Annotated in this window: 19 protein-coding genes; 8 read left to right on the top strand and 11 right to left on the bottom strand. The window is 42.3% G+C overall.

Features of this window, described 5'->3' with window-relative positions:
• Positions 1 to 7 precede the first annotated feature (7 nt).
• The 4 genes from V7L20_RS30330 to V7L20_RS30315 all read right to left on the bottom strand — a co-directional run bounded on the left by V7L20_RS30330 (position 8) and on the right by V7L20_RS30315 (position 3,736).
• Positions 8 to 883 (bottom strand): SDR family oxidoreductase, encoded by an 876-nt coding sequence (locus tag V7L20_RS30330; protein WP_334747627.1) that lies wholly within the window; start codon positions 881 to 883, stop codon positions 8 to 10.
• A 273-nt stretch (positions 884 to 1,156) separates the two neighbouring features.
• Positions 1,157 to 1,534: a hypothetical protein gene (locus V7L20_RS30325; RefSeq protein WP_334747697.1), complete on the bottom strand. Its 378-nt coding sequence runs from the start codon at positions 1,532 to 1,534 to the stop codon at positions 1,157 to 1,159.
• A 416-nt stretch (positions 1,535 to 1,950) separates the two neighbouring features.
• Entirely contained in the window at positions 1,951 to 2,853 is a 903-nt protein-coding gene (locus V7L20_RS30320) for a S1 RNA-binding domain-containing protein (RefSeq protein WP_334747626.1), read from the bottom strand.
• A 142-nt stretch (positions 2,854 to 2,995) separates the two neighbouring features.
• On the bottom strand, positions 2,996 to 3,736 hold the full coding sequence (locus tag V7L20_RS30315; RefSeq protein WP_334747625.1) for a dienelactone hydrolase family protein: 741 nt from the start codon (positions 3,734 to 3,736) through the stop codon (positions 2,996 to 2,998).
• Between the two features lie 294 nt (positions 3,737 to 4,030).
• Between V7L20_RS30315 and V7L20_RS30310 the strand changes: the two genes are divergently transcribed.
• Together V7L20_RS30310 and V7L20_RS30305 are read left to right on the top strand one after the other, a co-directional pair.
• Positions 4,031 to 5,014 carry a GntR family transcriptional regulator gene (locus V7L20_RS30310; protein ID WP_334747624.1) on the top strand — a complete coding sequence of 328 codons (984 nt, stop codon included), beginning with the start codon at positions 4,031 to 4,033 and terminating at the stop codon, positions 5,012 to 5,014.
• A 41-nt stretch (positions 5,015 to 5,055) separates the two neighbouring features.
• Complete coding sequence (locus tag V7L20_RS30305; protein WP_334747696.1) at positions 5,056 to 6,255, top strand: FAD-dependent monooxygenase; 1,200 nt, start codon at positions 5,056 to 5,058, stop codon at positions 6,253 to 6,255.
• Between the two features lie 14 nt (positions 6,256 to 6,269).
• On the opposite strand, the gene V7L20_RS30300 is transcribed toward V7L20_RS30305, so the two are convergent.
• The 5 genes from V7L20_RS30300 to tig all read right to left on the bottom strand — a co-directional run bounded on the left by V7L20_RS30300 (position 6,270) and on the right by tig (position 11,336).
• Entirely contained in the window at positions 6,270 to 7,190 is a 921-nt protein-coding gene (locus tag V7L20_RS30300) for an alpha/beta fold hydrolase (protein WP_334747623.1), read from the bottom strand.
• Positions 7,191 to 7,342: 152 nt separating this feature from the next.
• Positions 7,343 to 8,683 (bottom strand): ATP-dependent protease ATP-binding subunit ClpX, encoded by a 1,341-nt coding sequence (gene clpX, locus V7L20_RS30295; RefSeq protein ID WP_334747622.1) that lies wholly within the window; start codon positions 8,681 to 8,683, stop codon positions 7,343 to 7,345.
• Positions 8,684 to 8,692: 9 nt separating this feature from the next.
• A complete protein-coding gene (gene clpP / locus V7L20_RS30290) occupies positions 8,693 to 9,391 on the bottom strand; it encodes an ATP-dependent Clp endopeptidase proteolytic subunit ClpP (protein ID WP_334747621.1) in 699 nt (232 codons plus the stop codon).
• 212 nt (positions 9,392 to 9,603) lie between these two features.
• Positions 9,604 to 9,843 carry a hypothetical protein gene (locus tag V7L20_RS30285; protein WP_334747620.1) on the bottom strand — a complete coding sequence of 80 codons (240 nt, stop codon included), beginning with the start codon at positions 9,841 to 9,843 and terminating at the stop codon, positions 9,604 to 9,606.
• A gap of 53 nt (positions 9,844 to 9,896) precedes the next feature.
• Complete coding sequence (gene tig / locus V7L20_RS30280) at positions 9,897 to 11,336, bottom strand: trigger factor (protein ID WP_334747619.1); 1,440 nt, start codon at positions 11,334 to 11,336, stop codon at positions 9,897 to 9,899.
• Positions 11,337 to 12,239: 903 nt separating this feature from the next.
• Between tig and V7L20_RS30275 the strand changes: the two genes are divergently transcribed.
• The 5 genes from V7L20_RS30275 to V7L20_RS30255 all read left to right on the top strand — a co-directional run bounded on the left by V7L20_RS30275 (position 12,240) and on the right by V7L20_RS30255 (position 17,846).
• Positions 12,240 to 13,283 carry an aspartate-semialdehyde dehydrogenase gene (locus tag V7L20_RS30275; RefSeq protein WP_334747618.1) on the top strand — a complete coding sequence of 348 codons (1,044 nt, stop codon included), beginning with the start codon at positions 12,240 to 12,242 and terminating at the stop codon, positions 13,281 to 13,283.
• A 132-nt stretch (positions 13,284 to 13,415) separates the two neighbouring features.
• Positions 13,416 to 14,300, top strand: a complete 885-nt coding sequence (dapA, locus tag V7L20_RS30270) for a 4-hydroxy-tetrahydrodipicolinate synthase (RefSeq protein ID WP_334747695.1) — start codon at positions 13,416 to 13,418, stop codon at positions 14,298 to 14,300.
• Positions 14,301 to 14,578: 278 nt separating this feature from the next.
• Positions 14,579 to 16,351 carry a ribonuclease J gene (locus V7L20_RS30265; protein ID WP_334747617.1) on the top strand — a complete coding sequence of 591 codons (1,773 nt, stop codon included), beginning with the start codon at positions 14,579 to 14,581 and terminating at the stop codon, positions 16,349 to 16,351.
• Positions 16,352 to 16,504: 153 nt separating this feature from the next.
• On the top strand, positions 16,505 to 17,065 hold the full coding sequence (locus tag V7L20_RS30260; RefSeq protein ID WP_334747616.1) for a Uma2 family endonuclease: 561 nt from the start codon (positions 16,505 to 16,507) through the stop codon (positions 17,063 to 17,065).
• A gap of 181 nt (positions 17,066 to 17,246) precedes the next feature.
• Positions 17,247 to 17,846, top strand: a complete 600-nt coding sequence (locus V7L20_RS30255; RefSeq protein ID WP_334747615.1) for a hypothetical protein — start codon at positions 17,247 to 17,249, stop codon at positions 17,844 to 17,846.
• A gap of 70 nt (positions 17,847 to 17,916) precedes the next feature.
• Here V7L20_RS30255 and V7L20_RS30250 read toward each other — a convergent pair whose 3' ends face one another.
• Positions 17,917 to 19,113 carry an anion transporter gene (locus tag V7L20_RS30250; RefSeq protein ID WP_334747694.1) on the bottom strand — a complete coding sequence of 399 codons (1,197 nt, stop codon included), beginning with the start codon at positions 19,111 to 19,113 and terminating at the stop codon, positions 17,917 to 17,919.
• Positions 19,114 to 19,659: 546 nt separating this feature from the next.
• Between V7L20_RS30250 and V7L20_RS30245 the strand changes: the two genes are divergently transcribed.
• Entirely contained in the window at positions 19,660 to 20,037 is a 378-nt protein-coding gene (locus tag V7L20_RS30245) for a Mo-dependent nitrogenase C-terminal domain-containing protein (protein WP_334747614.1), read from the top strand.
• Between the two features lie 88 nt (positions 20,038 to 20,125).
• On the opposite strand, the gene V7L20_RS30240 is transcribed toward V7L20_RS30245, so the two are convergent.
• On the bottom strand, positions 20,126 to 22,006 hold the full coding sequence (locus V7L20_RS30240) for a caspase family protein (RefSeq protein WP_334747613.1): 1,881 nt from the start codon (positions 22,004 to 22,006) through the stop codon (positions 20,126 to 20,128).
• Positions 22,007 to 22,115: the final 109 nt, after the last annotated feature.

The following is a 22,115-nucleotide window of genomic DNA, read 5'->3' as shown; positions in this document are numbered from 1 at the left end:
TGACTATTCAAACTGCTAGATAACGCCGCAAAAAACCTTCTAATGTTTCCAACTGGAAGTTATAAGTTGCTTCTAAATTGGCAATTTCATCTTTTGTACAGAAAAATTCATTTGCTAGCAATGTGCGATAAGTTCCCAAAGCTTTTTGGATTTGGGGATTAATTAAACCTAATGCATTCTGTAACCCATCAATAGCAAATAGTGGTGAGTTAATTATTACTGGCTGTTTGTTGAAGATCCGACCAAAAATCCGGGGAATATCTTCTCGTAATAAAATGTCTGGCCCTCCCACTGGTAAAATCTGGTTACGAGCGCCTTCAACTGTCACAGAATCTACTACTATCCTTGCCAAATCATCGGTACTGACAATTGAGGTACGGTTTTTGCGATCGCCAATGAGCAAATACAATCCCGTTTCCCGAAATTGTTCTACTAGTGGCAGCAAGTTAGATGCTAATCCAGATGGGCGTAAAATAGTGTAATTTAAGCCACTAGCTGACAAATATCGCTCTACTGCTCGTTTGGCTTTGAACACAGGAGCATCTTCATATCCGCGCTCGGCTCCTAGTACGGAAATGAAGACAAAATGCTCTACACCATTGGCTTTCGCCTGGTCGATGAGTTCAATATTAGCGCGGTAATCTAAAGATAAGGCATCACTATCAGAACCGTGGGCGCTGATAATATACTTGACACCCCGACTAGCTTTCTGGATATCTTTTTCTTCTAGCAAGTCACCGATAAAGATTTCTGCACCCCGGTGTTCTAACTCGCTGTAGCGCGATGTCAGGCGGACAAATGCCCTCACAGACTGTTCTCTTTGTCGTAGGAGTCGCACAACTCTGCGACCAATTCCTCCCGTTGCACCAGTTACCAGAAACATATAAATACCTAGATTGAATAGTTACAGGGTTTATATAGCGATGTCTACGATGGGCTACGCCTACGCTCGTTTGTATGCAATACACTTTGACCTCACTTCCATTCCTCTCTCGTAAAAGGAGAGAGGCTTTGAATCTTACTCCTCTTCCCTGGTAGGGAAGCGGTTGGGGGTTAGGTCTTTATTAGCCAATAAGTCACACCTTATTTATCTTAATCTCAAAAAATTATCCCCTACATCTTTGTAGATGCAGGGGATGGGGTAATGGGATTAGTTTTACTGGCTCAATAAGTCAACAGCTTGTTCAAGCGACATCTTAGCCTTGTGCAAATTTAGCAGGTTTTCTTGGTCGTATCGGTCAGGATAACTCATTTTCCTGCCCTCAAGCGTTATCCGAATTAGTGCTGCTTGCTCATCTGTGGGTGAATTCATCTCATCTATAGCACAATTGATTACCTGGATAGCGTTAAAGTTAGGGAATTTTAACCCTTTACCTTGGTTCATTTGTTGCAGGGCTAAAAGTGGAAATGCCATTAGAGTTACCATGTACGAGGTTTTGTATTCTGCATTCCCAGTTTGTTTGATGCCGTATCTACGACACAAGTCGCGTAATTCCTTAATAGTTTTGATTTCAAGTTCGGAACGCGTGAACATAAAATCGTAGTGTCCATTTTTGAAATTGGATATTAGTGGTTGTACTTCCGGCAAGTTGGAGTAAGTCAAATGCCATTTTGCTTATTAAATTCGACTCCACACGTCCGCCTCAGAATAAATTCTGCGGCTCATAGCGAAAGTCATCTGAAGCTGACTGAAATTCTTGTTTTACCTGCATTTCCTGCCAGAGCCTAGAAAGGAGTCTGGAAAAAGCTTTTCCAATTTAAAATCCCCCCACATTTTTGTAAATGTAGAGGGAGTATTAACAATTCAAAATGACGCTAGCAGACTCGCTCTAAGCGTTGACGCAGCCTCTGGTAGAGAAGCTATGTTGAAGGCTTTACGCTGTACTAACAAAATTCAAAATTGTTTCAGATGGGGATTTAAATGCTTTGTACAAGCAGCCCATCTCAAAACTATTCAGAAGCTTTGTTATTAGCTCTATTAGCACGCGCCTCAGCCGAAGCCATTACCTCTTCCATATTCTCCAGCACTTCGCCAGGGAAGTTTTCCAAAACTCTAGTAGAAAGAGCAACCCGCCCTTTACCTTCATCCAAGTCAATAATTACAGCTTTAATTGGCTGACCAACTTGAAATACCTTTTCTAATGAGTCGATGAATTTTTGGCTTACCTGCTTGATATGAAGCAAAGCCCCTATACCATTTACATCAACAAACACACCGAAAGGTTTGATACCAGTAACTCTACCTTCCACCAGTTGACCTAGTTCTAATAAGCTGAAATTGCTAGAACGAGTTGCTAATCGCTGGGAAAGGATGAGTTTGTTGGTGCTTTTATTAATTTCTAAAAAGCCTACAGTCAGATTTTGACCTTTAAGTGCTTCTAAATTATCACGCTCTGCCAGGTGCGATCGCGGAATAAATCCCCGCAAGGAGAGGATATCAACGGTGATACCACCTTTGTTCACACCCATAACCTTTACTTGCACAGTCTGAGCATTTTCCTGCATTTCGGCTAGTCGTTCCCAGATGTGCTGAATTTCCAACTGCTTTCGAGAAAGGGTGACTTGACCTTCTGCATCCTGATCTCGGATAATCAAAAACTGCATTTCCTCTTGTAATGGCAGCACCTCCGATAAATCGGTAACTGCTCTCAAAGAAGCCTCATCGCGCGGTAGAAAAGCTGACGACTTGCCGCCAATATCGACATAAGCTCCATCATGGTCAAGTTGGAACACTTTGCCATGTACAACCTGTCCCTTTTGAAACTGGTAGTCGTGTTTTTCTAGTGCTTTGGCAAAATCATCCATCGTAAACGACGAATTGGCTGTTTGAGAAAGTTTCGATTCGGAATTCATGACTTTTGAAGATTAATTGTTATTTGATATGGTGCAACTGGAGTTTAGATTGTCATTTGTCACTTGTCATTTGTCATTCGTCAGTTGTCCTTTATTATTCACTAATGACTAATGACTAATGACAAACTTGATTGTGTATCCTTCAGTTCAGTTGACCAAAGAGTTGTTTTACCTGCTCCCAAGCATCAGCAGCAGCTTTAGGATTATAACTGCCACGATGGTCACAGAAAAATCCGTGGTCAGCTCCATCGTAGCGAAACACACGATGAGGAATTTTATATTTTTCTAACTCTGCTTCAATTTCCTTTACTTGTTCGGGTGGAATGCTAGCATCTTCTTTGCCAAAGAAGGCATAGAGAGTGCCTGGAATTTCTTTAGTGCGGGTAACAGTGGGAGCGCCACCTCCTGGTGTGCGAGTGGTAATTCCAGCGCCGTAGAAGGAAGCCGTAGCTTTAATATCTGGCAAGGTGGCTGCAAGATATGCAACGTGACCACCAAAACAGAAACCAATACAGCCAAAACTATCTTTTTTTACTTGGGGCAGATTTTTGAGGTAGTCAATTGCTAATTGAATATCACTCAATAACTCTGAGGCTTTAGTTTGCATAGCGTAGCCTCTGCCCGTTTCAATATCTTCGGGTGTGTATCCGGTTTCAAAGCCAGGAGCAGTCCGTTGAAAAAGTGCAGGTGCAATCGCTACATACCCAAGTTTGGCAATTCGTTCTGTAACATCCCGAATGTGAACGTTGATACCAAAAATCTCTTGTAATACTACCACTCCAGGATAAGATCCAGCTTCTTTTGGCTCTGCCAGATAAGCGGAAATTTGAATATTATCTTGCAAAAGATTAACTGTTGTGGTAATTATTGCTTGCTCTGTCATAATAATTTTTACCAGTGCTGTATGATTAGCCGTGTGTTTATTTGATATAACTATGCCAGTATGACCAGGTTATTTCCATTGAAATTATCAATTGTCAATAGGAGCGCATTAGAAATTTGTACCAGAAAAACTTTATATGTAAATAAAATATTTGACATGTAGCAAATGCAGCTGGTCAGTAAAAGAGTGTTGAGTTAAAAGTGCTGAGTAGGAAAGCAACACTTAAATACTCCCCACTCCTTACAGATGCGATCAATCGCGTCTCTCCCCACTCAGTATTCAGGAGGTTTGCTGATGATTCAATTCCGTATTCAGCCAGACAGCGAAATTCCCGCATCAACTCAGCTGTTTAATCAAATCCGGTTTGCGATCGCTTCTCGACAATATCCCCCTGCTTACAAATTGCCAAGCACAAGGGCATTAGCAATGCAAACTGGGTTACACCGTAACACCATTAGCAAAGTTTACCGTCAACTAGAAGAAGACGGATTTGTTGAAAGTATGGCTGGTTCAGGAATTTATGTTCGTGCCCAAGGTCATGAGGGCGGTAGCAGGCTACAATCACCAATACTCAAACAAAATCCTGATGCATATCAAGTAGTCCAGAAAGCACTTGACGAGTTGCTTTCGCAAGGATGTTCGCTCAATCAAGCCAGAGAGCTATTTTTAGCAGAAATTGACTGGCGCTTGCGTTGTAGTGCGCGGGTACTGGTTGCAGTTCCATCTTATGATATGGGTGCTGGTGAGTTGATGGTGTATGAATTAGAGCGATCGCTAAAAATCCCAGTCCAGTTGGTAGCAATGGAAGAATTAACAGCAGTGTTAGATAAAACTACCTCTGCGACAGTAGTTACAAGTCGATATTTTATCAGTAATGTAGAAGCGATCGCAGCTCCTAAAGCTGCACGGGTAATTCCTCTGGATATCTACGACTACAGCAAAGAACTCAGCCTTTTGAAAACCCTACCAAAAGAAAACTGTGTAGGTATAGTTAGTCTCAGTTCCGGGATTGCACGAGCAGCAGAAGTCATCCTGCACGGTCTGCGAGGAGATGAACTATTAGTGATGACTTCACAACCAAAAGATGCTTATAAACTTCAAGCAATGGTTAAACGGGCTGAGGTAATCATCAGCGATCAAGCCAGTTTTGCAGCAGTGCAAGCAGCCGTGCAAGCATCTGATGAAGATATTATTCGTCCACCAAAGCTGATTAAGGTTGAAAATTATATCGGCACTAACTCGATTAACTTGCTAAAACGAGAACTGGGTTTGGGTTAATCCAAAGATAATTCAACCAAGATTTATAAAGGAGGGATGGGATAGTGCAGATTGTGATTGTAGGCGCAGGCCCAACAGGTGTAACCCTTGCCCTGCTTCTTACAAAACGTGGTATTCCTGTTACGTTAATTGAAGCAGCAAAAGACTTTCATCGTGTTTTTCGCGGTGAAGGATTAATGCCCAGTGGGTTAGATGCACTAGAGCAAATGGGTCTATCGGGATTGTTAGAGCATATTCCCCATCGACAACTCGACGCCTGGGAATTTATTCTGGGTGAAAAGCAGTTGTTTCGAGTTGATGAACCAATGGGAGCAACCCGACCCTGTACCCTGGTTTCACAACCACCGCTACTCAATGCACTGATTTTGGAAGCTCAAACCAGTGATGGGTTTGAATTTATCCAGGGTGTTCCAGTCAAAGATTTACGCTGGAGTAATCAACGTGTCGCAGGTGTAGTACTAAGCGATGGCAGAGAACTAACTGCTGACTTAGTGATTGGGGCAGATGGTCGAAATTCTCTTGTGCGACAACGTATAGGATTGGAATTGGTCCGCCAGCCCAAAAATATTGATATTCTCTGGTTTAAACTTGCCGCCAGTCCTGAGTTTGCAGGCGATAATGTATTTCGTACTATTGTAAATGGCGATCGTGTATTTACCATCTTTCATGGAGCAGAGTCAGGAAAACTGCATCTGGCTTGGGTGATATCCGCAACCGAAAACACCGACTTCAAGCAAGCCAATTGGGCAGAGATTTTTGCCTCACTATCACCCTCATGGCTAGCAGAGCATTTCCGTAATCATGCAGAAACCATCGAATCCCCCATTCGGCTTTCTGTTGTGGTTGGTTATTGCCCACAATGGCACGCACCAGGGGTACTGCTTCTGGGTGACGCTGCACACCCAATGTCTCCTGTCCGCGTTCAAGGAATTAATCTCGCATTCCGTGATGTGATTGTTGCTGCTAATCATCTTGTGCCACTATTGCACAAAAAAACTGGACACCAGGATATTGATATGGCACTATCGCACATCCAAGCAGAACGTGAGCCAGAAATTATCCGCGCCCAGCAACTCCAGTTAGAAGAAGCTAAACAAGGCGAACTACTGCGAAAAAATACACTGCTGCGATCGCTGTTGATTCAACTTGCTCCTTTGCTTGGTAAAATAATTAAAAAGTCTTGGTTAAAGCGACAATATAAAATGCGTCAAGGCATCACACAGGTACACTTAACTGTTTAAACAACCGCTATCAGTTATCCTACTTGTGATTTTGGTGTGTTAATTTGCAAAAACTCTTGTACCCGTTGCAAATAAGTTGGTGCATCTTCCAACATTGGGAAATGCGCTGTGTTGGGAATCATCACAAATTCCACTTTGTCATTCAGTGACGCTGCTTGACGCCCCATCTCGGCTGGAATAATCTTGTCATACTCCCCCGCGACGAGCAGAGTTGGCACTGTCAGCTTGGCAAACTCTTGCGGCATCACTTCAGATTGAGCCTTGCTGACTGAAGTAAAAATTGTCCCTAAAGCCGCATCGTAATCTGCTTCGAGAAAATCTTCCAAAAAAGCTTGTCGCTCAGAATTTGGTATGGAAGTATGCAGAAATCTGGCCATAAACATCCGGTCAACAAATGGAATTTTGCTTAACCACTTAGGACGGAATTTAACTACATAGCCACCAAATTTATGAAAAGCACTAAAGGATTTTTCGTCGTACTCAAAAATGCCGCTACAGGTTAAAATTCCTCGTTCCACTCGTTGGGGGTAGCGGTTAAAAAATAAAGTAGCAACAGATGCGCCCATTGAGTGAGCATTGATATAAACACGCTGAAGATGCAACCCATCTAACAAAGCTGCCAAATCATCAGCGTATTCCTCTAACTCATAGGTTAACTCTCTGATTGCCTCTAATTCTTCCTGAACGGATTCAGATTCAGCAACAGCTTCACTTGCTTCAGCTATGGTTGGCTTCCCCCCAGAACGGCCAAATCCCCGCAAATCGTAGAGTAAACAATCAAATTGCTCTGATAAAGCATTAGCGGTATTTTGCCAATATCTAGCCGAACCAGCCCAACCATGCATGAAAATCATCACTGGTTTTACCAAAGAACCAGATGGTTTTTTCACCCATTCGTAATAATGCTCAACGCCACGAACTTTAATATAAGGCATTAGTCATTAATCCTCTCTTACAAAGTTCTTATCGGAGGAAACCTCCGCTCAGACTTTGCGCTTTGTCAGTTGTCATTAGTCATTTGTCCTTGGTACATAGTTATTATTCCTTAGTTTTTGCCCAATGACTAATGACCAATGACTAATGACTATTAGGCTGATTCTGGCTTCGGTAGTGAAGATGGATGTATTATCAGTTCGGCAGTTGATCGCTTCTCAACCATCTCCCGTGTTACTGTACAGCGTGTCACATCCTTACGGGATGGTAACTCATACATTACATCAAGCATCAATTCTTCGACAATGCCCCTTAATGCTCTGGCACCAGTTTTACGACGGTAGGCTTCTTGAGCGATCGCTCGTAAAGCATCTGGTTTAAAATCTAACTGGACATTATCCATCTTCAGCAGTTTTTGGTACTGCTTGACTAAGGCGCTGCGTGGTTGGGTGAGAATCGCCATCAACGCTTCTTCATCTAGCGGATCTACTACTGCTACCATTGGCACGCGCCCAATAAATTCGGGAATCATGCCAAATTTTACTAGATCGTCCGGCGCTAAATGGCGAAGAGTATCTGCCGCCCGTTTTTCTTTCGATTGGCCTTCTCCAGGTTGCACAAAGCCTATTGCTTTTTTACCAACTCTCTGATCCACAACCTTTTCTAGGCCTACGAAAGCACCACCACAAACGAACAAAATATTACTTGTATCAATCTGGATGCAGTCTTGATAAGGATGCTTACGCCCTCCTTGGGGTGGTACATTGGCGATCGTTCCCTCTAACATTTTCAGTAAGGCTTGCTGTACGCCTTCGCCAGAAACATCGCGGGTAATTGACGGGTTCTCACTTTTGCGAGCAATTTTGTCAATTTCATCAATGTAAATAATTCCTCGTTGCGCTTCCTCTATATCTAAATCTGCCACTTGTAATAGTCGCAGCAAGATATTTTCCACATCTTCTCCCACATACCCAGCTTCTGTCAGCGTCGTAGCATCAGCGACGGCAAAGGGTACATCCAGGATTTTCGCTAGGGTTTGCGCTAAGAGAGTTTTGCCGCAACCAGTTGGACCAATTAACAAAATGTTGGACTTTTGCAGTTCTACAGCATCATCTGCCGCAGCTTTGCCACTGGTTTTAGACTGAATAACCGCCAACCGCTTATAGTGATTGTAAACGGCTACTGACAGCACTTTTTTGGCTTCGTCTTGACCAATAACGTGTTCGTCTAGATACTTTTTAATCTCTCTTGGCTTGGGTATTTGATTAAATGAAATACTAGAAGATTGAGTACGCCGTTTTTGAGGTGGTTCTGCTCTTGGTGTCGGTTGTGCTGCCGCACCATTGGTATCGAGTAACTCCTCGTCTAGTATTTCATTACACAAGTCAACGCATTCATCGCAGATGTAGACTCCCGGCCCCGCGATTAATTTACGCACCTGCTCTTGAGACTTGCCGCAAAATGAACATTTTAAATGGGAGTCGTACTTAGACATACCAGCCTCTTATTTCAGAATGGTGACGTTTTCCCCTGCTGTGGGAAGATTTTGCCTGGAAATGACCTGATCAATCAAACCGTAGTTCTTGGCTTCTTCTGCTGACATGAAAAAGTCGCGCTCAGTATCTGCTTCAATTCTTTCTATGGGTTGACCAGTATGATGAGCCATTAACTGATTCAACTTAGCCTTAATGTAAAGAATTTCTCTGGCTTGAATTTCAATGTCAATGGCTTGACCTTGAGCGCCACCAAGTGGTTGGTGAATCATAATTCGGGAGTCAGGCAGAGACATTCGCTTACCGGCAGCCCCTGCTGTCAACAAAAATGCCCCCATGCTCGCGGCTAATCCAAAACAGATGGTAACAACATCAGGGCGAATTTGTTGTATTGTATCATAGATTGCCATCCCTGCGTAGACTGAGCCGCCGGGAGAATTAACATACAATTGGATGTCTTTTTCTGAGTCTTCGGCGTCTAGGAATAACAACTGAGCCACAATTGAGTTGGCTACAGTATCATCTATTGGCGTTCCCAAAAAGATAATCCGCTCTCGCAGCAGGCGGGAGTAGATGTCGAAAGCCCTTTCTCCCATGCCAGACTGTTCCACCACCATCGGCACGATGTTGCTAGGGCTGTTTAACTGGGAGTTAATCTTGATTCGACTTTGGTTGCTGATGGGGTTATTTCCCGACTGCGATACAAGCATACAAGCTTTCTTTGACGATAATTTTAGGACAAATGTTTCAGCAGCAAATGCTGCCTTTTCGACGAATGGGATTTTTATAGGTACGTGTTAACCATTATGCCTCATATAATTTCCTCTCGTGTAACACAGTATCAAGCTCAGGCGATAACATCTGTCACAATTTGCTGAAAATTTATTCATTCTTTAATTATTCTGCCTTTATCCCTAAGTTTTCAAGAGTTAAGAGTTATAGGGCATTGGGCAGTTGTTTGTACTGAGCGACTTGCCTTGAGCGATTTGTACTGAGCAGCTTGTGCCAAACGTTGCCGAGGTAAGTCGAAGTAAGTCGAAAGCAGCCGAAGTATTGAGCATTTGGGCATTGGGCATTGGACAATAAATAGTTCTTCTCCTGCTTCTCCTGCTCCCTCATCTCCCCCTGCTCCCTGCTCTCTCATCTCTTTTAACTTACCCATTTCACCAGTACTTTAACTCAGAACTGGTGAACTTATGGCTGTGGGATTTTTAATTATCCTTCTGTGACTTCTGTCGAAGCAACGCTTGTTTCTTGCTCTGTCTGAGGTGCATCAGCATCAGCATCCACAACTGCTGCTTCTTTTTCTTCTGCAAGACTTAAGGAACCTTCGGGTACAAGTTCAACTGAGGAGTGTTCTAATAACCAATTAATGGTCTTTTCGGTTAATAGTTCGTTTTCCACGATTGAGCGCAGTCTATCTTCATCAACGTCTTGCTCCTCTGGGTACTGTTCCAAAAGTTCTGTGACTCTGGCTGCGATTTCTTCTGGTGTTACCTCGATAGATTCGCGTTTACCGACTTCGCGCAACGACAAGGAACGTTTGATACGTTCAATTGCCTCAGTGCGCGATCGCTCCCGCAATTGAGGAATAATATCTTGAGTAAACAACTTCCTCACATCCAATCCTTGCTGAGACAGCCGCATTGCTGTTTGCGTTAGCATTGCATCCACTTCTTGCTCAATCATGGTTGCTGGTAAGTCAACTTCTACGTGCTTGAGCAGTTCCGTTAACAACGCTTCCTGTTTATTTGTTTTTGTTTTGTCATCCGCCTCTTTTTGATATTGCTCTACCAAAGAAGCGCGTAACTCCTCTAAGGTTTCAAAATCGCTGATTTCTTGGGCGAAATCGTCATTTACTTCTGGTAATTCCTTTTCCTTCAATTCTTTGAGCGTCACTGTGAAAGTTGCCGCTTTTCCAGCTAAATCTTCATTAGCATAAGGATCTGGGAACTGTGCCGCAATTTCTCTGGTTTCTTCTGGATTCATCCCTACTATTCCCGAAATAAAGCCTGGAATAAACTTATCTTCCTGCAACTCAACTTGAAAATCAGTTGCTTCGGCTCCGGGAATCGGTTCTAGTTCAGCTGTTTCGTCTTGGCCCTCAGTTATGGCGAATGAACCTTTAAAATCGACTACGGCAACATCACCGATTTGGGCTGCACGTCCTTCCACAGGAATCAATGTTGCTAATTCTTGACGTTCTTTATCAAGGGTAGCGTCCACTCGTTCTGGCTCGTACTTGACTTCTTCAGCTTTAGCTTGCAAATCAGTGTACTGAACTAGATTCACTTCTGGTTCTACATCGACAGCAGCCGAAATCGTCAGAGGTTTTCCAGGTTCATAATTCTTAATTAAATCCTCAAAAGAGGAGCGCAATTGTGGCTGGCCTATTGCCGGGATAGCTTCTTGTTTAACCGCTTGCTCAATACCGTCTTGAATTAGTTCTTCCAGCGCTGCTGCCTTGATACGAGTTGTACCCAGCCGTTGTAGCAATATCGGCCGAGGTACCTTGCCTTTACGAAACCCAGGAATATTGGCAGTACTCGCTAAGTTTTTAATGACCTGTTCGTAAGTTTGCTTGGTAATTTCTGGCGTAATCTCTATTTCCAGGCCAATTTGGCTGGCGGGAAGTTTTTCCTGGGTAACTTTCATGCTTCGTCTCTAGTTTTCTGGTATTTTATACTCTAAGTACACACAAGATGCAATAATAATTGTTTGCATTTATGGCTTGATGTGTCTTATAGGAAATGGGATGCCAAAAGGCTTTATGACATCCAAGGATGGATGTTTGTCCTGGGGCAAAGATCCAGTTTACTGCCAATCACTAAGGACTTGACATTTTCCCTTTATAACAATTTAGTTAATGGGGGCATTGGGCATTGAGCATTGAAAAGAGGAGAGGGACGGGACGCTACTCTTGCTGAAGGGAAAATTCTCCCCTGCTCCCCTGCTTTCTGCCTCCCCAGCTCCTTGCCTCCCCACTCCCTCTGAAACTTAGGAATTAATTATTCAGTGGGCTAACATCGTGATATCCTGGTTCTCAGCGACTAGTTAGTACTCCTAAGTTAAAGTTCTAGTGTTGAGTCTAGCTATTATTAAGTTGTGGGACAAGAGCGCATTTATTACTTAACCGTATAGCTCAGTTTTATGCTGTGCTAATTTTATCCACTTTGAGCGTAGTATATTGATAATTTTGGTCAGCAACTTTGAAACTAAGACGTTCAGTCACATTACAAGTGAGATGCCTATGAAACGCCTGAGTGCAGATATCTCCAGTTTTCTGTTGAATGGCTGTTTGTTGTATAATAATATATAGTTGAAATCGATGTAGAAAAGGGATAACCATTGTTGGATAGTGCAACATAACTTAATGTTTCAAATAACCAAGAAAATAAATATATAAAATAATATTTATAAATCAACAAATTATAGACTAAATTACAGAAAAATCTAAATTTATTCAAAATGCATTTAAAGAGTGCGATCGCTATTGAAATATAAGTAAATCTTCAACTGTTCCAAATTGCAAAAAACCTCTTAAAGGAGGAAGTGAGTTTGTCTAAATCCTATCGTGTAGCTATTTTAGGAGCGACTGGTGCCGTTGGTACAGAGTTGCTGGAATTATTAGAAATCCGTAATTTTCCGATTTCTGATTTGAAGCTATTGGCATCAGAGCAAAGTGTCGGACGCTCGCTACGGTTTAAAGGAGAAAATATACCAGTAGAGGCAGTGAGCGATCGCACCTTTGAAAATGTGGATATAGTACTAGCTAGTGCAGGTGGTTCCACATCCAAAGCTTGGGCAGCAATTGCTGTCGAAAAGGGCGCAGTGGTAATTGACAACTCCAGTGCCTTTCGAATGAACCCGGAAGTTCCCTTAGTAGTGCCAGAAGTGAATCCACAAGCAGTAGCCAATCACCAAGGCATTATTGCCAACCCCAATTGCACGACAATTTTAATGAGTGTGGCAGTATGGCCATTGCATAAAATTAAGCCAGTGCAACGCATCGTAGCCTCAACGTACCAATCTGCTAGTGGTGCTGGTGCCAGGGCAATGGCAGAAGTCAAAAGGCAAACAAGCGCTATACTACAAGGACAGCCGCCAGTCGCTGAAATATTGCCTTACCCACTGGCATTTAATTTATTCCCTCATAACTCACCATTAAACGATTTGGGTTATTGTGAGGAAGAAATGAAAATGGTTAACGAAACCCGAAAAATATTTGGTAGGCAGCAAATCAGAATTACTGCAACCTGTATACGGGTTCCTGTACTACGCGCCCATTCAGAAGCCATTAATTTAGAATTTGAGACTCCTTTTAGTGCAGAAGAAGCCAGGAAAATTTTAAATTCCTCCCCTGGAGTGAAGTTGGTAGAAGATTGGAAAACTAACTATTTTCCGATGCCAATTGAAGCAACTGGTAAAGACGAAGTTTTAGTGGGAAGGATTCGGGAAGATATTTCTCATCCCTGTGGCTTGGAATTATGGTTGTCTGGTGACCAAATCCGCAAAGGTGCAGCATTGAATGCAGTACAAATCGCTGAATTGCTAGTAGAAAAAAATCTACTCAAACCTGCTAAAACTTACGTTTCAAGCTAGTCATTAGTAGAAATAAACAACTAATGAAAAAGAGCAAATGTGCAAATCACTGTTGAAAGTAATTTGCATATAGGTTATTACAATAGAGACCACCAAGATATAAAAACATGGGTAATCAGGAGTGAAAAAAGGGTGGGAGATTTTGGCAATGTTTTAACCGCTATGATTACGCCGTTTAAAGCAGACGGTAGTGTAGATTATGATGTAGCGGCAAAACTGGCAGCACATCTAGCTAACAACGGAACAGATACATTGGTGGTGTGCGGCACAACCGGAGAATCCCCTACTTTAACTTGGGATGAGGAATACCAGCTATTTGTTGAAGTATTGCACTCCGTAGCAGGAAAAGCCAAGGTGATCGCAGGTTGTGGTTCAAATTCCACCAAAGAAGCGATTGCAGCCACCCAAAAAGCGTTTAAAATAGGAGTACATGGTTCCTTACAAGTTGTTCCTTATTACAACAAACCGCCACAAGCGGGATTGGAAGCGCACTTTCAGGCTATAGCACAAGCCTGTCCCGACTTACCTTTGTTGTTATATAATGTCCCCGGTCGTACCGGACAAAACCTTCAGCCAGAAACAGTTGCCCGGTTAGCTGAGGTTAGCAATATTGTTGGAATTAAAGAATCCACTGGTAGTGTAGATCAGGCAAGTGAAATTCGTCGCTTGACACCAAAAGAATTCCACATCTATTCTGGTGATGATTACATGACTTTGCCCTTGTTAGCAATCGGAGCAAAGGGCGTGGTAAGTGTGGCTTCTCATCTGGTAGGAAACCAACTACAGCAGATGATCCAAGCTTTTAGTGCGGGGAAAATCGAGGTAGCCAGCAATATTCATCTCCAACTCTTCCCGTTATTTAAAGCTTTATTTCTCACTTCAAATCCCATTCCAGTGAAAAAAGCACTGAAACTTCAAGGTTGGCAAGTTGGTTCAACTCGTCCACCCCTATGTGAACCTGATTTAGAAGTAAGTCAAAAGTTAGAAGCGGTTCTGAAAGAACTTAGTTTAATCTAACCACCATCCGATTAAGCGCTGTTAATCTGTTGCTTTCTAATGATACATATAAACAATGATCATAATTGTTCATAAGTTGCAATTTAAAAATCTGTGTTAGGACTGATAAACATACTATAAATTCTTCAGTGTACAGTCGATTTTATTTAATAAAAAATTGAAATCTTCAATTAAAACTTGATTGCTTTGGGACTGGATTAAGACACAAATGATGTTGTCTTAAATAAAGTTCGTTAACTATCAACTAAATTAACCACAAGTAACAATCTAAGGAGAAAATGGCTAAAAACGAAGCTAATAATTCCGCCTTAAAAATTATTCCTTTGGGCGGTTTGCACGAAATTGGGAAAAATACCTGTCTTTTTGAGTATGACGATGAAATTATCCTGTTAGATGCAGGATTGGCTTTTCCCACAGAGGCGATGCATGGAGTAAATATTGTTCTGCCAGATACGACCTATCTGCGGGAAAATCGCCATAAAATTAAAGGGATGATCGTTACTCACGGTCATGAAGACCATATTGGCGGGATTGCTTTCCATCTCAAGCAATTTGATGTCCCGGTGATTTATGGGCCCAGACTAGCAATGGCAATGCTAGAGGGTAAATTAGAAGAAGCAGGAGTCCGCGATCGCACAGAAATCAGAACAGTTCTACCACGCGATGTGGTGCGGATTGGCAAAAACTTTTTAGTTGAATATATCCGAAACACCCACTCCATTGCTGATAGTTTTACTGTTGCCATTCATACTCCCCTTGGTGTAGTCATTCACACAGGGGATTTTAAAATTGACCATACCCCAGTGGATGGTGAAAAGTTTGACTTGCAACGGTTAGCAGAACATGGTGAAAAAGGCGTTCTTTGCCTGCTAAGTGATTCTACTAACGCTGAAGTACCAGGGTTTACACCTTCTGAACGTTCAGTTTATCCCAATTTGGAGAGAGTATTTAATCAAGCCACTGGACGATTATTTGTCACTACCTTTGCTTCTAGCGTGCATCGCATCAACATGATTTTGGATATTGCGAAGAAGCAGAATCGTGTAGTGACAGTTGTGGGGCGTTCGATGCTGAACTTGATTGCTCATGCCCGCAATTTAGGTTACATCAAGTGTGAAGACAATCTGCTGCAACCATTGCACGCAGTCCGCAATCTGCCTGATGAGAGAGTTTTAATTTTAACTACAGGCTCTCAGGGTGAATCGATGGCAGCAATGACCCGCATTGCCAACAAAGAACATCCTCACATCAAAATCCGCCAAGGAGATACAGTAGTATTCTCTGCTAACCCAATTCCTGGAAATACGATCGCAGTAGTCAACACCATTGATAAATTGATGATTCAGGGGGCAAAAGTGGTCTATGGGCGGGATAAAGGAATTCACGTCTCCGGTCACGGCTGTCAGGAAGAACAAAAGCTGATGATTGCCTTAACTCGACCCAAATTCTTTGTGCCATTTCACGGCGAACATCGGATGCTGGTGAAGCACGCAGAAACGGCTCAGAGTATGGGCATTCCCGCAGAAAACACGATAATTATTGAGAATGGTGATATTATCGAACTGACTGAAGATGCCATTTGCGTCGCTGGTAAAGTGCCATCTGGTATCGAATTGGTGGATACGACTAGTTCGGGTATGGTAAGTGCCAAAGTGCTGCAAGAACGGCAACGCATGGCTTCTGAAGGCATTATTACGATCGCAGCTGCCATTGATTGGAATGGTAAACTGTTGGCAAAACCAGAAATTCACCTCCGGGGTGTAGTGACAAGTGTAGAGCGATCGCTGCTACAAACCTGGGTAAAACAACGAATTGAAGAAATCCTCACTGTGCGCTGGACAGAATTTGCTCCTGGCGAAGGTCAAGCAGCAGATATAGACTGGGGTGGATTGCAAGGAACTTTAGAACGAGAATTGCAACGTTCCATCCGTCGGGAATTGCAATGTCAGCCATCTGTGACTTTGTTGATGCAAATCCCTGATGAGCCACCTGTGAAAGTTGCTGATGGGAGAAGACGGCGGACTCGGACTGCTGCTCAGGTAGCATCATAGAGAATTTAAAATAAAAATCTCACGCTAAAGCGCAGAGACGCAGAGTTTTTCTGAACGTCTTTGCGCTTTGGCGTGAGATATAGTCTTTTATTATGGGTATAGAAATCACAGTAAATAGTACTTGCCTATAGTTAGTTCTTGGAGGCGATCACTATGACTAAAACACCAATAAAAATTAGTACTCTTGAGGAATACATCAATTTTGATGATGGCACAGACAAGCGCTATGAAATTGAGGATGAGGTACTGGTAGAAATGCCTCCTGGTACTGGCAAACATGAGGCGATTATCACCCTACTGTTAGTTCGCTTTTTTTTAGAAATTCAAAAAATGGGACTGCCTTTACAACCGCGCCCTAACGGTACTGAGGTGCTGACCAATAAACAACTTAGAAGACCTGATATTTGTGTGATTACCAACGAACAGGCAAAAAGTATTGAGAGTACTTCGGCTATCCTCAAAACTGCTCCACCTCTTTTAGTTGAAGTGGTAAGCCCTGAATCTATTGACCGGGACTATAATCAAAAAACCTCTGAGTATGCAGCTATGGGTGTGGTCGAATATTGGATTGTTGACCCTCTGGAAAATAAAGTAACTGTGTGTTTGCTAAATCAAGGCAGTTACAAACAATTTGTGTTTGCTGGAAACCAACAGATTGTTTCTCAAATATTTCCAGAATTAAGCCTGGCTGTTCAGCAGATACTTTTAGCTTAATTAATATTTTTCATAAATCTCTCAGTTTTTTATACCTGCGTATACAGAAACGAAAAAATACATTTGAGGTATAAACTTATGTAAATAATTAGCAGATTTAGCGTCAAACCACGTGTTAAAGCTGAATAATATCATGTGTTAGCTTGACGAACACTAATTCTTTTTCATAAGAGGAGAAAATATGTACAACCGACTGACTTATTGGGGTTCTATGTTTTCTGCGTTTCTTTTTTATACCGGACTTACCTTGAATATTCCGATAGCAAATGCACAACTAAAGCAAAATCCATATTCATTGAGAATAACAAATTATTCATCGGTAATCAAAGCGATAGCTCCGGTGAGCGAAGTGCCTTGCTCAACATTTTTCCAACCCTACTTTGATTGGGAAAGGGGAAGTTTTCTCAATTTTGTAACCGCCTCTGTAGTTTTTAACAACGCAGCAAACAATCTAGTTACTTACACCACCGGAACGCTCAATCTAAATGGCAACAACCTCACAGGTGATTTTACACAACTGTTGAGTAACCGATTTCTTAGTTTGCCAGGAGGAGGGCCTCTTGGTGGGCCTTTTCAACCCTTCTCCATCAATCAACCAGCTTCCATCGGTATAACGCTTGCAGCCGATGGTTCAGTAACCTGGGTTGAGCAAAGCAATAATACGAGTTCTAATTACAGGGCAGTTTGTTATTCAAATGATACTGCAATCTTATTGCCTTTATTTAGTGCAGACACTTCATCTGGAGTCATAACGTTTGGAAAGGGGACAGGCCCAAAGTAAACTAGAGTTAGCAACATACACTGAGATAATTTGATTTCGTGACTCACCTTAGTAATTAGAGCGATCGCCCTCAATGAACCCAGAGGTATACTAGAACTAAAGTACACATTGTTAACGGCGCTCCAAAGCGCAAATGTTCCCAAAAAGTTAGCTTGTAACCTAAATTAGTAGCAGCTTCTACAACTATCAAGTTAGCGACTGAACCAAACAAAGTCAAATTACCAGCCAAAGTTGATCCAGCAGCCAACAATAGCCAATACTTAGTGTCACGTGAAGAAACCAGGGGATGCAGCAGAAGTACAGCAGGCACATTAGAAATTAAGTTAGATAAAATAACAGTTACACCCAAAAAACTCGCAGCAGAATTGATTGCATGGGTAAATGGCTCGAGCAAATTCAACTTTTGTGTGACTCGCGTCAGGATAAACAATCCAGAAAACATTACCAGCAAGTTCCAATCGACCTTTTGCAAAATGCGTTGCGGTTTAACCCGGCGAGTGATTAGTAATAAGCTAGCAGCAACTAAAGCAGACTCCGCTAAAGGTAAGCCGATAGTAAATGCAATCAGCAGACTAATTGTGATGACTAATGTTTTTTTTAATAAGGGTTTAAAAATCCGTTGGTTGCTAACTGTTACCTGTTGGCAAGGTTTATCTGAGCGCACATCTGGGTAAAATAGCCACAGTAATATTACCTGAATTACCAAGCCTACTAGGGCAACTGGGGTCAATACACGCAGAAAATCTAGATAGGAGATGCCTGAAAAGGAGCCAATCAGGATATTTTGGGGATTACCGCTCAAAGTTGCTACCGAACCTATATTAGTTGCACCTGCGATCGCTAGTAAATAAGGAATCGGATTTAAGCCCAAAGCTTGAGTCAGGCTCAAAGTTAAAGGTGTGAAAATCAACGCTATAGTGTCATTGAGAAAAAAGGCGGAGAGAATACCACTACCAAAAGTTAAGGCAATTAACAAACCTAGAGGACTGCGAGTGATACTCAATATCACTGATAGCGATCGCCTAAAAAACCCTGCATAGGATAGGTTGGCATTAACTACCATCATGCTCAAGAGAAATACGATGGTATTGGCATCAATAGCCTGCCATGCTTCCTGTAAATTCAGAACACCTAAAGCAATTAAAAAGGCAGAACCGACCAAAGCGATGGTGGCGCGGTTCATGCGTAAACCAGGAATATAGCCGAATGCTAACCCCAGATAAGTTAGCCCTAAGACGCTATAGATTGCAAATTGGAGAAGAATCACTTTCTTTACCAAAACTTTGCGACGACGAAGAAGTAGGGGGAGGAGGACAAGGGGAAAGACTTGTTGCAAGTTCTCATCTCTTGTCCCCTTGTCTCCCCTGCCCCCTTCCTCTTTTTAAATAGACTTTTCTCTGCTTCTACGCCATTGAGCCATTAATAAATAAGGATGCTCTTACCTGGGGAAGTGGGAATACAGGGGTAAAAGACGCCTGTTAGGGTATTACTGATATTTTTACTTAGCAAAAATGCTTTAAAAAATATCTAAGATTAAGTTCTGTAAATGTTACACTAAAACCTATCCAATGATGGATGTCTTTATTAAAATTTAAACTATATCAAGTTATGAACAAGATCGTAATATTACACTACCGATCCCCAAAAAATTGAGATTAACTTGACGTAGTAATCAAGCAGATTCTGACCCAAGTGGCTAATCAGGTATTACATTATATCGTAGTCAGAATGCGATTTTTCCGGGAAATTTCGTTGCCACATTGTATATATTCATCAAAAAGATGAATAGCCTCAATAACACAGAGGATTAACCATGAAGGTATTCGACAATACCACCAAAAAGATTTTTCTAGCAAGCTGGGTATCAATCAATCAAGCAGAGACTATTGACCCTAAAGTAACCCAGCTAAACCCTTCTGTTTCCAAATCTTACTGGAACATTCTCCAACCTCTACGGCAGAGGGTAGAAAACATTCAAGTACGCGATCGCCAACTAGCTCATCGCTTGTGCAAGCTGATTCCATCTCAGTGTCCCTTTGAGCGAGATGTCAAATTATTTGGGAAAACCTTGTTTCACATTCCGCCAATGTGCAAGCTTAACCCCTTATATGAAGAAGTGGTTGGTTTACGTTTCCGAGCGCTGTGCTATCTAGCCGACGAATGCGGCGAAGATATATCGCAGTACTGCTGAGTAGTGAGGAAAAAGTGGAGAGTGAGAAGTGATGAGTGAGGAATTAAAACTTCTAACTTTTAACTCCTAACTCCTAACTATTTATTGGCTATTTTTTCTGCCATTTTTGAATAGCATCTTGAGCATCTTCGTAAGCACCTGTCTCTTCTGGCACTAAAGCAGCAGTCGCAATTGCAGCATTAAGTTCTCCTTCGGCGGCGCGACGCTTGGCCATATCTAAAATTTTCTCACTCCAGTTATTGATCGATTTTTGGGCAGTATCGAAGCCTGGTTGACCCGATGGTACTTTCTTCGCAACTTCGATCGCACGATTGTAGGTAGATGCCTGTCCAGACTTGATTAAGGCATTGGCTGCATCTAAAAGAGTTTTGTTACTTACATACTGTTTACCCTCTAACCGCCACAGGTTAATTGCTGCTTGTGCTTTGGCATAGGAAGCTTCATCTTTGGTGATTAATCGAGCGGCAGCAATAGCGCCAGCATACTGTCTTTGTTTAGCACGTCCTTCTGCTAAATCTAAAATCATTTGGCTCCAAATCTTAATATTCTCCTGAGCTTGATCGTAGAGTGGTTCACCAGGTTGAATTTTCCGAGCTGTAGCAATCGCCATGCTCAAATCGCTAGCCTGAGTTTGTCTGAGCGACATTTTCGCCAGGTCTAATACTGCTTGATTGCGATTTTTTGACTCGGAACTAGAAGTTATTTGGGCGCTAGATTGATTTTTAAGTTTAACTGGTAGAGTGGGATCGCTTGGTAAATTCTGGATAACCTGGCGATCGCTGGCAGCAGCATTGGGTGATGTACTTGATATTTGCTTAATTTTAAAAGTTTCTTGATTACGGAGAAAAACTACGGCGATTAAACCTGCTATTAGCAGGCTGCCTCCACCCCATAAAATAAATTGTTTCCAAAAAGAGATACTTGGCTGATTCGATGGCAATCGAGAGACGTAACCTTTAGAGGAATTGGGGATAAATCTTCCGCTTGGATTCACTCCTAAAGAAGTTTCCGCCATTGGCTGAGAAACTAAGCCTGTGGCTGATTCCTTTCCTTGTTGATTTTTAGATTTTTCGACCTTATTAGCCTTCACCTGTTGGGAGGAGTTCACAGTAGTTTCTCCCCATTTGCCCTGTTCTGCTGAAGTTTTAGAGTAATCATCGAGGGGAGGAGCGGCACGGGCAATAGCAAAAGATTCTTCGGGATAAATCACCGGTTCTGATTGCAAGTCGCTTTCTATTGCCAATTTTGGTAAGATTACCTGCTGCCTTGATGGGATAATAGTGGCAGGGTTTTGCACAGGACGCCAGTGATGGTGACATAATTTTGGCATGAGCAGACTTAGATAGTTTTCTAAATCTGCCAAGTTGTTGCCATTACCAGAACGCAAAGCTTCTAACAAGGCTGCTGTAAAAAATCCGTGACCTAATTCGCTACTTTCATGGGAAAATTGCTCTGGTTGACAAGAAAGAATTGTCGCCAGTTGTAGTTCTTGGGCTAATTCTATTGTTTCTTCACCAACGGGAGCATCCGCTTGAGTGCCAAAAGCGCGGTTGATATCGAGTAGTAGCAATACATTTAGTTCAGCAAGTTGCAGACTTTGCATTAGTGATCGCAATTCTATGCCAGTCTCTTGCACCAGCTCGGGGTTGCCCTCTGCTGGCATTAAGTAATCTTTGCCCTTGTAGTTGACCCCATAACCGCTAAAAAATAACCACAGATAATCTTCTGGTTGCCAACTTGTCGCTGCCAAATCTTCAAGCAGCAACAAAATATTCTCTTTAGTCGGATAAGTTGATCTATCCCCAATCGGCGGGGAGGTATCCGTCATTAGCAGACAGTGTTTGGCGAGAAAACCTGCCTCTGTCACCAAAAAATCCTCTACTGCCTCAGCATCTGCTTGGGCACAACTTAAAGGTTGAAATAACTGATATTGATTGATGCCAATCGCGATCACCCAGTAATTTGCCATCCCGGTATTTGTCAGTTATTGTTTGCTGGTCTTAAAATTGCGGTTGGCTTTGTCCAAAAAACAAAGCTAACCTATGTCTTATAGTCTAGGTGATTCTGATCGAATCTTC

Source organism: Nostoc sp. (genome assembly GCF_036916735.1).
GTDB lineage: Bacteria > Cyanobacteriota > Cyanobacteriia > Cyanobacteriales > Nostocaceae > Nostoc.
Note: the sequence above shows the minus strand (reverse complement) of the source record. Positions and strands in the feature narration are given on the sequence as shown.